Source organism: Streptomyces sp. NPDC020192, from assembly GCF_044388685.1.
Classification (GTDB): domain Bacteria; phylum Actinomycetota; class Actinomycetes; order Streptomycetales; family Streptomycetaceae; genus Streptomyces.
Genome location: NZ_JBIRXG010000025.1, coordinates 47215 through 61349, shown reverse-complemented (window position 1 = coordinate 61349; position 14135 = coordinate 47215). Strand labels below are relative to the sequence as shown.

12 protein-coding genes and 1 pseudogene are annotated in these 14135 nt (G+C 67.8%); all 13 read right to left on the bottom strand.

Going from position 1 to position 14135, the window contains the following annotated elements; translation table 11 throughout:
• Nucleotides 1-3: 3 nt before the first annotated feature.
• The 13 genes and pseudogenes from ACH47Z_RS36045 to ACH47Z_RS35985 all read right to left on the bottom strand — a co-directional run bounded on the left by ACH47Z_RS36045 (nt 4) and on the right by ACH47Z_RS35985 (nt 13989).
• A complete protein-coding gene (locus ACH47Z_RS36045; protein ID WP_399081393.1) occupies nt 4-1101 on the bottom strand; it encodes a GDSL-type esterase/lipase family protein in 1098 nt (365 codons plus the stop codon).
• A 175-nt stretch (nt 1102-1276) separates the two neighbouring features.
• Nucleotides 1277-1681 carry a peptidoglycan-binding protein gene (locus ACH47Z_RS36040; protein WP_399081391.1) on the bottom strand — a complete coding sequence of 135 codons (405 nt, stop codon included), beginning with the start codon at nt 1679-1681 and terminating at the stop codon, nt 1277-1279.
• 160 nt (nt 1682-1841) lie between these two features.
• Entirely contained in the window at nt 1842-2294 is a 453-nt protein-coding gene (locus ACH47Z_RS36035) for a hypothetical protein (protein ID WP_399081389.1), read from the bottom strand.
• Between the two features lie 164 nt (nt 2295-2458).
• Nucleotides 2459-2938 (bottom strand): hypothetical protein, encoded by a 480-nt coding sequence (locus ACH47Z_RS36030; protein ID WP_399081387.1) that lies wholly within the window; start codon nt 2936-2938, stop codon nt 2459-2461.
• A gap of 148 nt (nt 2939-3086) precedes the next feature.
• Entirely contained in the window at nt 3087-3566 is a 480-nt protein-coding gene (locus ACH47Z_RS36025; protein ID WP_399081385.1) for a hypothetical protein, read from the bottom strand.
• Nucleotides 3567-3781: 215 nt separating this feature from the next.
• Nucleotides 3782-4234: pseudogene (locus tag ACH47Z_RS36020) on the bottom strand (transposase); the annotation flags it as partial.
• A 168-nt stretch (nt 4235-4402) separates the two neighbouring features.
• A complete protein-coding gene (locus ACH47Z_RS36015) occupies nt 4403-5236 on the bottom strand; it encodes an NAD(P)H-binding protein (RefSeq protein WP_399081383.1) in 834 nt (277 codons plus the stop codon).
• Nucleotides 5237-5303: 67 nt separating this feature from the next.
• The gene (locus ACH47Z_RS36010) at nt 5304-6194 is read right to left on the bottom strand and encodes an alpha/beta hydrolase (protein WP_399081381.1); all 891 of its coding nucleotides are present in this window, start codon (nt 6192-6194) and stop codon (nt 5304-5306) included.
• A 23-nt stretch (nt 6195-6217) separates the two neighbouring features.
• Complete coding sequence (locus ACH47Z_RS36005; RefSeq protein ID WP_399081379.1) at nt 6218-6691, bottom strand: nuclear transport factor 2 family protein; 474 nt, start codon at nt 6689-6691, stop codon at nt 6218-6220.
• A gap of 35 nt (nt 6692-6726) precedes the next feature.
• The gene (locus tag ACH47Z_RS36000; RefSeq protein ID WP_399081378.1) at nt 6727-7497 is read right to left on the bottom strand and encodes an SDR family oxidoreductase; all 771 of its coding nucleotides are present in this window, start codon (nt 7495-7497) and stop codon (nt 6727-6729) included.
• A gap of 1359 nt (nt 7498-8856) precedes the next feature.
• Nucleotides 8857-12216: a BTAD domain-containing putative transcriptional regulator gene (locus ACH47Z_RS35995; protein WP_399081376.1), complete on the bottom strand. Its 3360-nt coding sequence runs from the start codon at nt 12214-12216 to the stop codon at nt 8857-8859.
• A 69-nt stretch (nt 12217-12285) separates the two neighbouring features.
• A complete protein-coding gene (locus ACH47Z_RS35990) occupies nt 12286-12684 on the bottom strand; it encodes a hypothetical protein (protein ID WP_399081374.1) in 399 nt (132 codons plus the stop codon).
• A 126-nt stretch (nt 12685-12810) separates the two neighbouring features.
• On the bottom strand, nt 12811-13989 hold the full coding sequence (locus ACH47Z_RS35985) for an FAD-dependent monooxygenase (protein WP_399081372.1): 1179 nt from the start codon (nt 13987-13989) through the stop codon (nt 12811-12813).
• Nucleotides 13990-14135 lie beyond the last annotated feature (146 nt).

Sequence of the window (14135 nt, the reverse complement as noted above, 5' to 3'; positions counted from 1 at the left end):
GGTTCAGTTGGTCCAGGTGCTGGCGTCGAAGTTCCCTTCGGCGTTGTACCAGTTGCCGTCGGTGCCGATGGCGCCGAGGTGCACGGTGTCGCCGTTCGCGGCTGCTGTGCCGTCGGTGCCGGTGAAGCCGCTGGCCGGGGTTGCCCAGGAGCTCCAGTTGCCGGTGCGGTAGTTGGCGTCGAGTTCCTGGAGCTGGTTGTTGCCGTCGAGCGCGAAGATATGGTTCACGTTGTCGGCCGTCGTGGCGCTGGCGAGCCGCTTCCAGGTGCCGCCACCGTGGTCGGTCCAGCCGTTCCAGTGACCGGCCGCGTAGTCGCCGTCGGAGTTGTACAGGTGTCCGTCGGTCCCGACGATGACCAGGTGCACGGTCTGGCCGCACCCGGAGGAGGCGGTGATCGTGGTGGCCGTCGGGCTGTTCTCGGGCTGGAACCAGCCGGACCACTGGCCCGTGGAGTAGTCGCCGTCCTTCTCGTAGACCCGGTTGTCGCTGCCGATCGCGAAGATGTGGTTCACCGAGCCGGTCGCAGCGCTGGTCACCTCCTTGATCCCGGTGGCCCCCAGGTCGCTCCACGTGCTCCACCGCTTGGCGGCGTAGTCGCCCTCAGCGTTGTGCAGCCCACCGTCAGGCGTGCGGTTCACCAGGCGCACCGTGTCCGGCGGCGTCGGCCAGCTCGTGGACGCAGGGCCGCCAGTGAACCAGTGATCGGTGTAGGCCTGGTCCAGTGCGGTGGAGAAGTTCTGCGCCATCAGCGCGTAACCGCTGTCGTTCGGGTGCAGCCCGTCGTTCATCTGCGCACTGGTCAGCGCGGGCCCCTCGACGAAGCTGAAGCGGTTGCCGGCTTGCTGTTCGCTCGCCTGCAACTGTCGGAGCTTGTTGTTGTACGTGGTGATCTCGCCCGACATATCGCTCTGCGCCGGCCAGCCGGGTGTGTTCGGGAGGAGGCCCTGCATGATGACGGTGACCCCCGGCCGGTCGGCGAAGATCCGGTTGACGAGCGCCGTCGCCCGGTCGCCGGCCCCGGCAGAGAGGTTGTCGTTGAGATCGTTGATGCCGATGTGCAGCAGCACGACGTCCGGAGGCCATGCAGCGTTTGAAGACATCACGTTCCATCTCCAGCTCGCGGATGCGCTTGTTCTTCTCGCTCATCTCCCGACGCAGCCGCTCCAGCTCAGCACGTTCACCATCGCGCAGCCGGCCGCCCGAGGCGGGCATCGCCGACCTTGTGGCCGGTCAGCGCCAGCGCAGGTCAGGGTGAGCTCCGGCGGCTGGGACACGTCAGCTGTGGGTGGGAAGCACCTCGTAGCAGTTGCCCAGGGGGACTCCGTACTTGGTGGTGATGTTGCCGTTCGTGGAGATCGCAACCTGCAGTGCTTGCCAGAGCTTGTCGCCGGTGTCCTGCCCAACCACGCCGTCCGGGTAAAGGCCGGAGTCATGCTGGAACTGCTTCACCTGCGCGAGAGTGTCGGGTCCGAACGAGCCGTCGACGTTGGATACGTAAGCGCTGCTCCAGCTGGCCCAGTTGATGCCAACCTGCACACAGTAGACCTGGAATCCGTTCTGCCACTCACTAATGTAGGAGGCGCCGGTGGCGGCATTCGCGGTACCGGTTGCGGCAGTAAGCGCGGCCCCGCACATGGCGGCGACGGCAAGAACAGCGGTGAGACGCTTGCGGACAATCATGATGACTCCCTCGTAGACCCCTTGGGCCGTGGCGGCCCCAGGGCGTCGGTTGAAATGGAATGGGGGAAGGGTGGCGCCGTGCGTGCAGCGTTGTCGGCGAGTACGAGAGCGGGTGATGCTCAGCGACGAGAGTGCCGGCTCTCACCTGGGATCGAGGTCATCACCACTGGCAGGAGCCGGAGATCGGCGTGGTGCCGACGTAGATCACGCCCTGCGAGTTGATGTCGACGCTCGATCCGCTGCCCCACTGGGTGTTGCTGGCCCACACGGGAGTTCCTGAGTCGGTGTAGACGACGAAGTTCCCGTCGTACTGGTAGTCGGCGTGAGTCCCGCCGGAGCCGTAGGTGCCGGACGCCCAGCACGCCTTCCAGGGACCGCTGTCTTGGCTGTCGGATGCGATGTACTCCACCAGGTTGCCGTCCCACTGCATCTTCAAGAACATCAGGTGGCCGCTGCTGTCGAGACGGTGGATGTCCAGTGGCCGGAGCAGGGAGTCCCCCCGGTTGAGGTAGGAGTCCCCTGCGGCGGCCGAGGCGCCGCTGTTGATTGCGAACATCAGCGCCGCGATGGCTGCGGCCACACCGGCGATCTTGGTTATGTTGGTTGGGCGCATGGGTGTCCCCCTGAAGGTGATGGGCGAATGTAGGCGTGCCGGACGACACGCCGAGACGTTCTGCTTCCCCGGAAGGGGGAGACCCTGGACGGCTACCGCGCAGCCGCCGTCCCGGGGGTTTCCCCATCCCTTTGGGGCTCCGCTGAGCAGCTTCACGGTGTCATTCAGGAGCACTGGTTGTTGATCGGCGTGGTGCCGACGTACACCACGCCCCACCCATTGATGTCGACGGTCGATCCGGCTTTCCACTGGGTGTTGCTCGCCCACACGGGGGTGTTGTCGGGGGTGTAGACGACGAAGTTCCCGTCCTGCTGGTAGATGGCGTGATCCGCCCCGGAGCCAGCCGTGCCGGACGCCCAGCACACCCGCCAGGGGCCGCCTCCCATGGCGTCAGACGAGAGGTACTCCACCAGGTTCCCGTCCGACTGCATTTCCAAGAAAACGTAGTTGCCGCTGTTGACGGTGACCGTACGCCCGATGTAACTGTCCGCGTAGAGGGTGTCCCCTTTACCGAGGGACTCGCCGTAGTCGGCACCCCCGCTGCCCGGCGGGCTGCTGCTCGCGTGCGCCGTGCCCGGCGGAAGTACCGCTGCGGCGGCCAGCGCGGCCACTCCGACGATCTTGGCTATACGCGTTGTGCGCATGAGTGTCCTTCCGAAGGTGGGTAGGCGTGCCGTCCGGCACGCCTAGGTGTTCCGCTTGCTTGGATTGGGAGGCCCCCGGACGGCTGCCGCTCAGCCGCCGTCCGGGGGCCTCCCCATCACATGTGGCTGAGCGGCTTCACGGTGTCGTTCAGACGCACACGTCGGTGAGGGGCGTGGTGCCGACGTACACCTTGCCGAACGGGTTGATGTTGACGGTCGATCCGGGCTTCCACTGGGTGTTGCTCGCCCACACGGGGGTGTTGTCGGGGGTGTAGACGACGAAGTTCCCGTCCTGCTGGTATGTGGCGTGATCCGCCCCGGAGCCGTAGGTGCCGGACGCCCAGCACACCCGCCAGGGGAGGGTGCCCGAGTCGTCGTCCGAGGCGTACTCCACGAGGTTCCCGTCGGACTGCATGACCAGCTTCATGTAGTGGCCGTTGTAGGCCTCTATTTGCCAGATGTAGCTGTCCGCGTAGAGGGTGTCCCCCTTGCTGAGGGAGTTGCCGTAGTCGGCACCCCCGCTGCCCGGCGGGTTGCTGACTGCGTCTGCTGAGGCCGACGGCAGTACCAGCGCGGCGGCCGCCAGACCGATGGTGACCCGTGCGGCACACCTGATTCGAGCGTTCAAGATTCCCCCAACTGCAGTTCGAGAATGATGACCTGACTGGACGTTCAGCCATATCGCCGATGGTTGGTGTCAAGGTGGTGCGCGGTGAGGTGACCCCACGCGGCTGGCCGGCCCCTGACGCATCGAGCTTCTCGGAGATCGGCAACCACGCAGTAACATGCGGGCAACGGCCCATTCCCATAGGGGCTCGGGCCGTTCACGCCTAAGCTTGTTTTTCATGGTTTGTGAGCTTTGAGTTGATTACGTTCAGCGATGCTTTCAGGGCGTCTGGTCGATTTGCCCACGTCGTAACGGGTGGCGGTTCGCTGGTTCTTCGAGCCAAGTGGGCGTCCTGGGCCGGGGGTTGAGGGTTTGGGTGCACGGGCCGGACTGTGCAGGTGAGGGCGGAGGTTCCTGAACCCCCGGCGGACGCCGGCCGGGGTGAGCCGGGCGGGCTCGGCCCGCTTCTCCCAGGGGCGGCGGAGATCGGCGGCGGCCTCGCGGGTGAGCCGGAGCTGGGTATGCGCCGCGATCACGAGCCACGTCCACCGGTCCGCGGCCTCGGGAGTACGGAGCCTGGGACGGGTCCAGCCGAGCGTCCGCTTTACGAAACGGAAAGTATGTTCAAGATCGAAGCGCCTCAAGAACGCTTGCCACCGCAGGTCGACGTCCTCGCTGGTCATGCCGGTGGCACGCGCGGCGATGAAGTCGCTGTGGCCGGCGAAAGCCACCGGCGGCCATGAGTTGTTTATGGGCATTGTGATCTCCTAGCGCTCAGGACTCGAGACCTGGGATTCCGCAGACGGCGCCAGGCCGCCGCCATCGCATGTCGGCCCTCGGCTGAAGGCGGCTGCCCCTCAGCTGAAGGCGGCTGCGTGGACTGTGGCCCATTCGGCGAAGCTGCGGGGCGGGCGGCCGGTGAGGTCTTCCACGGTTGGCAGGATCGGCGTGTCGTCGAACTCGCCCTCGACGAAGAACCGGAAGAAGGCGTCGACGAACTCCGATGGTGTGGTCCGACTCATCTCGGTTCTCGCTTCGTCGTCGGGCTGGGCCTCCAGACGCAACGGCCGGCGCAGGACCTGGGCCAGGATCGCCAACTGGTCGGCGGGGCGCAGAGCCACAGGGCCGCTGAGCGCATGGCTGAGACCGTAGTGTGCCTGCCGGCCCAGCACCGCTGCCGCGACGGCGGCGATGTCGCGCGGATCGATGGCGGCGATCGGAACATCGGCGAAAGGCACGCGCACGACGTCACCGGCCTGCAGTTGTGCCCGCCACTGCAGGGTATTGGACATGAAGCCGCTGGGCCGCAACACGGTCCAGCCCAGGCCGGATTCATGGACCGCCGCCTCGGACGTCCTGTGCATCCGGACAACGGCGTTGTCGGGCTTGCCGCCGACCACCGAGCGCGAGGACAGCAGGACGACGTGGGCCACCCCCGCTTTCCGGGCTTGGGCCAGCACGCCGGGCATGTCGGCGAATCCGCCCAGCAGGAACAGCGCTTCGACTCCGGCGAACACGCCGGCCAGCGTCTCCGGGCGGTTCAGATCGCCGCTCACGTATTCGACACCCCGGCTCGACCGGATCGTTTCGACATCGCGAATAAGTGCTCGCACCGGCCGTTTCCCATTGGCGAGCAGTTTTACCAACTCGCTTCCGACGTGTCCGGAAGCTCCTGTCACAAGGATCATCATGGTTCCCTAGAGATGTTCTGGAAGCGGCGGCGCCGGAGGGGCGCCGCCGGGGGGCCACGGAGCGCTGTCACAAAGTTTTGAGAAGATGCGCCGCGGCGGCTTTCACGGCGAACGTCACGTTCGGCTCCTGGTCGTAGATGTCGAACTGCGTGCCGGTCGTCCACACAAACTGCCGCGGGCCGGTCAGCCCGGCATGGAATCGACGCGCCCCGTCGGGGATGGCTGCGTCCTCGCTGTGCACCAGCAGCGTCGGAACCTCGATCTTCGGCGCGAGCGCGACGGAGTCGAAAGTCAACCAGCTGGGCCAGGCCATGAGCGCGAACCGGTTGCCCCACTCGGGGATGCCGCCTCGCTGGGGGTTGAGGTAGAAGTCGATGTCGAACGGCATCGCAGCCCGCGGGTCGGTGCTGCTGACCACAGGCACGTACTCGACTTGCCCGGTTCGTTCGTAGATCTCCCGCGCCTCACGCCCGATGGCCAGTTTCTCCTGGACGCCCGCCTCGCCGCCGTACACCTCGGCACAGATTGCCGCATCATGCAGCCACGGTGCGACGAGTGCGAGCGAACGGATCCGCGAGTCGGCGGCGGCGCTCGCGCTCATGTACATGGCGGCGGCGCAGATCCCGAGCGCTCCGATCCGCTCGCGGTCCACCGATCCATGGCCGACCAGGAAGGTCAGCGCACTGCGGATGTCGGCGATCTTCTTCTCGGGTATCTCGGTCTCGCGTGGCTCGCCTTCGGATTCCCCGTAGCCGGTGAAGTCGAAAGACAGGGCTGCGAGGCCGTGCTCGGCCAGCCGGCGAGCGTAGCGGTCGGCCATCTGCTCCTTGACGCTGGTCCAGGTGCCGGCCACCACGACGCCCGGCAGTGGCCCGGCGTCGCTGTCGGGCAGGAAGAGCTTGCCGCGCAGCCTCGCGCCCTCGCTGTCGAACTCAACGGTCTCGACGTGGACGTTCATCGGTACTCCTAGCGGGTTGTTCGTTACTGCGGAGCCGCCGCTGCCAGTGTCAGCAGGTCCTTGTTCCCGTCAGCCCAGACCGCGGTCATGACCACACCGGCGATCAGCCACGGTCCGTTGCGGCGTACCAGGTCGAAGCGGTAGGTCCCGCCGAGGGTCCACAACGGCGCGCCGAACGGGTTCGCCAGCAGATGCGTCGCCTGGAACGACGCCGTGCACACGGCGGCGTCCCCGTCCACCGTGACGAGATGGTTGGTGGTCAGATGCTGGGTCGCGTCCAGCGCCCCCAGCAGCTCCGACCAGCCGCCGACGATCTGGTCGGGGGTCAGCTCGACGGCCCCGCCACCGTTCAGGCTCGTGTAGTCGAGCCTCACTTTCTCCGCGAAGACCCCGCGGAGCTCCGTCCATTCGCGGCGATCGGTGTGCCACGCCATCCGCGTGCACACCTCGATGACCGCCAGCCGGTCTTCTGCCGGGCTTTGCTCGGGCTTGTTCAACGTTCTCGTCCTGTTCGACGTAAGAGGTCGTTCATTCAGGCTTGACGGGTTGGCAACACGATGATCTGGCGTAGGTTGACGTGCCTGGGCTGGGCGACGGCGAAGGCGACCACTTCCGCGATCTCCTCGGCGGTCAGCGGGCCGATGAGGTCGAACATCTGGTCGAGCTGGCCGGACAGTTCGGCGTTGTCGATGTGGCTGCCCAGTTCGGTGTCCGTCAGTCCGGGTTCGATGTTGGTCACCCGGACGTTCCTGGGCCCGAACTCGGTGCGCAGGTTCGCCGACAGCTGGGTGAGCGCGGCCTTGGTCGCGCCGTAGACGGCGTAGTTGGGGAAGGTCACGTGGGCGCCGATCGAGGAGATGTTCACCAGGTCCGCAGCCCGCCCCGCGTCCGCGGCGGCCAGCAGGTCAGGGGTGAATTCCTTGGTCAGGCGCAGGACACCGGTGACGTTGGTGTCGATCATGCGGGTCCATTCGTCCGCACGGCCGTCATCGATCGGGTTGGGCAACATCGTGCCGGCGGCGTTCACCACCAGGTCCACCGGGCCGAAATCGTCCCGGATCAGCGCCGCGGCCGCAGCGACCGACTCCGTGCTGGTCACATCGGTCGGCACAGCGAGTGCGACTCCACCGTCCTTCTCGATCTCATCGGCGAGGTCGACGAGGCGCTCGGCACGGCGGGCCAGCAGTGCGACCCGGGCGCCTCGGGCGGCCAGCAGCCGCGCAGTGGCGGCTCCCATTCCGCTGGCGGCGCCGGTGACGATCGCTGTGCGACCGGCGAGGGGAAGTGCGTCCGCAGTGTTCATTTCAAGCCTTGGGGTTCGTGAGCTCATCGGGTGGGCTCGATCTTGAGTCGGCTATGGACGACAGGCATGTCGGTCGACATTGAGCGTCGCCGTGTCATCAGGCGACGCTCTCGGCGATCTCCCTGCCAAGGTCGCACCGGGTGCTGGCAATTCCCTGACAAGAGTTGCCAGCGCCGTCCTCATGCGGTGATCGGTGCCTGGGGATCGAGCCCGAGACGTTGCGTGCATCCCGGATCAGCGTGTCACCGCCTCGATTTTCAGCAGCTCTTCGACGAGGGCTCGGAGGTCTGCGGCCTTGGCGGACGCAAATCGCAGTCAGCGCACCGGCCCAGGAGCGATTACCGCCCAGAGGACGCGGGCGGCTGGCGCAACACCCCCTCAGGGGACGGAAACGAGAGATCGTCGACGGGACACCAGGCGCGAGCAACTCGCAATCTGGTGACACCGTCACGAACCTTCCGGGCAGAAACGCCCGGAATGCTGAGAGTCGTTGAGACCCGAAGCAACGGGCATGGCGTCCGTCAAAGTGCCGAGGGTAGTCGTACTGCCTCGATCTCGGCGTCGTTCAGCAGCGCTTCTATGAGCGCTCGGGGCTCGGCGACTTTGGTGGCCCACAGGTCGTAGTCGGTGCACAGGCCCCAGGACCGGTCTTCGGCCCAGAGGTTGGACCGGCTGAAGCCGACCGTGGCGTTGTCGTACAGGATCTCGGCATCGGCGAGGTGACCCGCACGAACATGGAGGTTGTAGAAGTCGTTGGCCCCGAGGATCAGCGGGTTGTAGTAGGCCAGGCATGGAGTGTCCGAACCTGCGGAACTGGCTCGGCGAGGATGCCTATCAGTCGGTTCCAGGTCTCACGGTCCAGGCTTCCCTCAGCAGGCGGAGAGATGTCGAGTGGCCAGCTGCCGTCCTTCCCGGCCGACGGGAACCAGTGGAAGGAGGGCAGCAGCCCGTCGGGCACGACGGGGTCGCCGGTTCGCCGGGCGAGTTCCGCCCAGGGCAGCCGTGTGAACGATCACGTACGTGACAGTCGACAGGCAGCCGCCGCCAGCCGCGGCCAGGGTGCTCGGCGCGACCCACGCCGCCTCTCGTGGCGATGCTCCCGGCTTCGAAGTCGATCCCAGCAATATGGGACGGAATGCTGCTATCTGTCAGACGCGCCTGGTGATACTCGTGCCACGACATCCAGGTGGCCCCACGCTCGTGCTCATACATGGCATTGAGTACCCAGGCCGCGTGAGGTTCGCAGGCGGCATGAACCCCGTGACGCCGTCACCGCACAGCTCCAGCAGCCAGTTGGTCGTACCGGATGGTGCGAGCGGCCACCGGGCGGACAGCCGGTCCGATTCTTCGGGCATTCGGTCAGGACCCCGCCAGCGAGTTCTTGACCCGCGGGCCACCGAACGGGATCGGCGTGCCGTCGTCCTGCAACGCCGACACCGCTCCTCCACGGCCAACCCGTGGTCCCGTGGCGAGCGCAGCGACGAACTCGTCGGCGCTCATCGAGTGGCCGATCAGCGCGGCACGCTGGAACCCGGCTTCGCCCAGTGCAGCCCGCACCTCGTCGCTGACTCGGATCGTGTCGGGGCCGCCGCGACCGGGCGCGGAGTGCAGCGCGCCAACGGCGCCAAGGATCGTTGCCGCGTGCTCGGCGTCGCCGACGGCCAGGCTCAGCGCGGCGCGGGCGACGCCCGCGCTCATCAGCAATGGCAGGTTCCACACGTCGCGCAGCTGCTCCACGGTTATCGCCAACTGGGCCTCCGCCTCCGCCAGCCCTCCCACCTGGATCAGCGCGAAGGTGTAGGACAGCTGTCCCCAGGCCTCGCCGACGGACCTGACCACACGCGGACGCGTCGGCCGTGGCACGTTCGCGGGCCTGCGTACCATGCCGTGGGCGATCGCCGGGTAGATACCCGGGGCGGAGGGCTTGTCGTCGGCTTCTCCGGCCTCCGCACCGACCCGCAACGCTTCCTCATACAGCGGGATGCTGGAGACCGGGTCGCCCTGGAGCCGGACGACGTCGGCCTCAGCGATCTGCAGTCCGGCCAGCACCGCCGGCGGCAGGCCGGGTGATACATGCGACCGGGCGCGGGCGAGTGCCTCGGCGGCGCCATCGCTGTTGCCGCTCCAGTAGTGCAGGTGCGCGATCCAGGCGAAGATGGCGACGGCCTCATCCGCCCCGGCCCATGGGGGGATCGGCTCGGCGGCTTCGGCGATCAGCGGCGCTGCATCGGCCGTGCGGTCCGTCCGCACCAGCGCCGTTGCGAGGGCCAACAGGGCCCGGCTCAGACCGCGCTTGTCGCCGATGCGCCTGAATCTCGTGACCGCCGCCTCCAGGTCGGCCGCGCACTGGTCGTATCGGCCTTCGTTGAGCAACGCACCACCGCGCAGGAGGAAGGCATGGGCTTCCAGCCAGGGATCGGGGAACGAGAGACCGTGGCTGAACGGCTCGACGGCGCCCTGCTCGTACTCGCGCAACGCCGTGATCAATGTGAACAGGGGATGCGGCGGCCGTTCCTCGAGGAGCGCTTGTCGGTAGAGTCCTGTGAATGTGCCGGACCGGTCCATCACCTCGGCCCACTCCTGGGGGTCCAGGTACTCCTGGACGTCCGCAGCGTAAGCGCACGCCAGGTATGCCGATGTGAGACCGGGCGGCGGGCCGTCGGGCGCGGCTGCCAATACTCTGCGACGCCAGCTCGCAAGCTCCGCGTGGTGGCCTCGCTGGAGGAGATACCAGACCCAGCTGCCGAACAGCCGGAGTGCGCTTTCGGCGTCGCCGGACTCCAATGCCCAGGTCAGCGCGTGGGTGCAGTTGTCGTGCTCGGCGTCGAGCCGCAGGATCCACTCGGCTTGGGCGGCGGTGTGCAGCGCCGGCTCGGCTTGCTCGACCATCGCTGCGTAGTAGTCGAGGTGCCTGCGCCGGACCTCCGCGCCTTCACCGGCCGCCGTCAGTTCCTCGTCGGCGAACGCGCGGATCGTCTCCAGCATCCGGTAGCGGCCGTCGGCCATTTCGACCAGCGACTTCTCCACCAGGGACGCGAGCGTCGCCAACACGTCGCCGTCGCACACGTGCCTGACACCCTCGGCGGTGGCACCCCTGGCGAACACCGCGAACCGGCGTGCCATCTCGCGCTCGGCAGCGGTCAGCTGGTCCCAGCTCCAGGCGACCACCGCACGGAGGGTCTGGTGTCGCGGCAGAGCGGTTCTGCTACCGGAGGTGAGCAGTCGGAATCGGTCGTCGAGCCCCGCGGCCAGCACATCCGGCGACAGCGCTCGCATCCGAACGGCGGCCAGCTCCAGCGCCAGGGGCAACCCGTCCAGGCGGCGGCAGATCGAGCTGACCGCCGCGCAGTTGCCGGGTTCCAGCTCGAAGCCCGGGAGCACCGCCCTGACGCGATCGATGAAGAGCCGCACCGCCGGCGACGCCGATGCCTCGGCGACACCCGCTCCGGGCTCGGGCAGCGCCAGTCCGGGCACCGGGTACAGCACGTCGCCCGGCACACCGAGCGGCTCCCGGCTGGTGGCCAGGACGCGGATGCCCGGGCAGCGTTGCAGGATCTCGGCGACCAGCGGCGCGACGCCGGACAGCAGATGCTCGCAGTTGTCGATGATCAGGAGCATTGCGCGGCCGGTGAGCGCGTGGAGGAGGCGCGGTAGGCGATCGGCCTCGGTCCTGTTCGAGCGTGCATCATCCACGATGCCGAGGGCGGCCGATACCGCATAGCCGACGAGTTCGGGTTGCGCGACGGCGGCGAGTTCCACCAGGCGACATCCGTCGCGGAAGCGGTCGGCCGTCAGAGCGGCGGTCTCCATCGCCAGCCGTGACTTCCCAGATCCTCCCGGCCCCGTCAAGGTGACCAACCTGGCGGTGGTGAGCAGCGATCCCAGCCCGGCGAGTTCCGCCTCCCGGCCGACGAAGCTGGTCAGCCGGTGGGGCAAGCCGGTCGCTACGGCGGTCGCTACGGTCCGTTGCGGCGAATCCGCCGCCATCGGTTCCTGAAGGATCTCGGTGTACACCTGGAGCGTCCGGTCGCTCGGATCGATGCCCAGCTCCTCGGCGAGCCGGGCCCGGGTGTTCCGGAACAGGGCAAGTGCCTCGGGACGCCGCCCGGCCGCAGCCAGGGCGGTCATCGCCCGTGCCACCAGCGGCTCGCGCAGAGGATGCGCCGATACCTCGGCCAGCAGGTCCCGAACCAGCTCCGTCGCCCGCCCGAGTGCGGCATACGCGTCGGCACGGGCCTCGACGGCTGCCAGCCGCCCTTCCTCCCAGCGCACTGCGGCCGCCCGGAGCTCTGGCACGTCGGCCAGGCCGGCCACGGCGCGGCCGGCCCAGAGCCCGAGAGCCGCTTCGAGCCCGGCGGCGGCCGCGGACCAGTCCCCGGCTGAGGACGCGCGGTATGCCTCGTCGACCAGGCGGTCGAAACGGTGGGCGTCCACGCGATCCGGGTCGACGACCAGCACATAGCCCGACGGCCGCAGTTCGACCACCTTCTCCGGCGCCAAGGCGGCACGAAGGCGTTTCACCACGGTCTGAAGGGCGTTGGCCGCGTGGGCCGGCGGACGCTCAACCCAGATCCCGTCGATGAGCCGCTCCGCCGAGACGGCCCGGCCCGCCTCCAGGGCCAACAGCGCCAACAAGGTCCTGATCTGCGGGCCGCCGAGCGGGATGGGGGAGCCGTCATCCTTGGTGGCCGATACCGGGCCCAGTAGTACAACGCGCACGGATGCCCCCTGGTCAGAGAATCATCCTTCAGCCCGGCGGGTTGATCAGTCAAACGCGATCGGGCGTGATCACAGATAGTGCCAGCGGGAGGCAAGCCTGCCGACGAAGTGGAGAACCGGGCCTATCGCGAGCGTGAGGACCGTCACCTGCAGGAACACAAGTTCCAGACGCCCAGTCCTCGCCCACCGGACCAGCAAGAGCAACGCGGCGGTCACACCCGCCACCGGAACGACGCCACAGGCGAAGACGACCAGCACGACGCCGCCGAGATTCGTGTGCGTGTGTGGCCCGACAAGTGCCAGACCCAGCGAACCGAGGATTGCCAGCAGGGCGGCCGCACAGCCGACCGCTACCTCGATCACAGCGACCAGCAGCAGTGTCGCGATCCGGCGTTCTGCCGAATGCTGGGTCAGTGTATGCGGCTTCGTCACGGCAGCCAGCATCGCCAGGTCGGGCACTGTTGTCATGGGCATTCGTACTTAGCCAGGAACTGTGCCCGCATCGACGTCGTGCCGCAGACGGTTTGCTCCGCGAAGGTTGCCCCGGCCGGTGGGTGGGCCGCTCCCCTCCGAGCGGCCCGCCTCGGATCACGCTCAGGCGGTGTAGTCCTTGAGCTTGATGTGATTCGCGGCGCTCGTGGTCATCCGGTTCAGCAGTCGGCCCATGGGGCCGGTCGTCAGGAGCTTGTACGTGGTGCCGCGCCGCTTGAGCTTCTTCGCGGTGGCCGGGGCGAAGAATGGCCCGGCGCCGGCCGCGACCCGCTGGCACGCCTTGGCGTAGCCGCGGATCTGGGTCTGGTATGCGGCGTACGCGCCCCGGTAGTGGCCGTCGACTTCGGCCAGCTCGCCGACGAGCACGTAAGCGGCGACCATCGCCATGCCCGCGCCCATCCCGCCGGTGGTCGCCCCGTAGCCGGCGTCGCCGAGCAGCGCCACCCGGGCCTTGACGTACTCGGGCATCTGCACCATGCCGATGGCGTCGAAATAGAACTGGTCGGCGTCGGCAAGCCCCGGCATGAGCCCCGATGCCCTCCAGCCCATACCGGCGAACGCCTTTGCCACAAGTTCCTTCTGTGTGGCGATGTCATGCCGGTGATAGTCCAGGGCGTCGGACGCGAAGACGCACATGACGTTGAGCTGGCCTTCTGTCGTGCCGTAGACGAGCATGCCCCGTCGGGGTTCGCTGTACAGCACCGACTGCGCGCCGAGCCCGACGCGGTCGGCGGTCGCGAACAGCGACACGTAGTAGCCCGACTGCTTTACGAACTGCTCCTCCGCGCCCCAGACCAGCCGCCGCACATTGGAGTGCAGGCCGTCCGCCCCGAGAACCAAGTCGAAGGCCCCCGTCCGGCCGCTGTCGAGGGTCACCTCCACGCCGGAGTGCACCTGGTGGAGCGAGGCAATCGAGTCGCCGAAGACGTATTCGGCCTGATCGCGGGTCCGGTCGTACAACAGTTGCGACAGATCGCCGCGCGCGATCTCGATCTCGCCTCCGGTGAACGAGGCCGGCAGCCGCAGCTGCTCCTCCCCGTCGGATCCCAGCACGATCAGCGGTCTGGCATCGGTTCGCCGGCGCTCGACCTCCTCCAGGAGCCCCATCTTCCGGAGCATGGTCATGTGCGCAGCCCCGCGGAAGTCAACAGCCTGCCCGCCTTCACGCAACCGTTCAGCGCGCTCCACCACCGTGACCTCGAACCCATACCGGCTCAGCCAATAAGCGGCCGCCGGCCCGGCGATGCTCGCCCCCGACACCAGCACCCTCTTGCTCTTCACGTCTCCCCCTCGCCTCTGATGATCTTGCCGGCCGAAGGTAACGCCGCGCGCTGGCAATTCGCTGGCAATCGCGTGTCCAGACCCGTTGATCACGCTTCCACAGCCGACCTGCCCGATTTGCGTATCCGGCAGACCGGGACCCACTA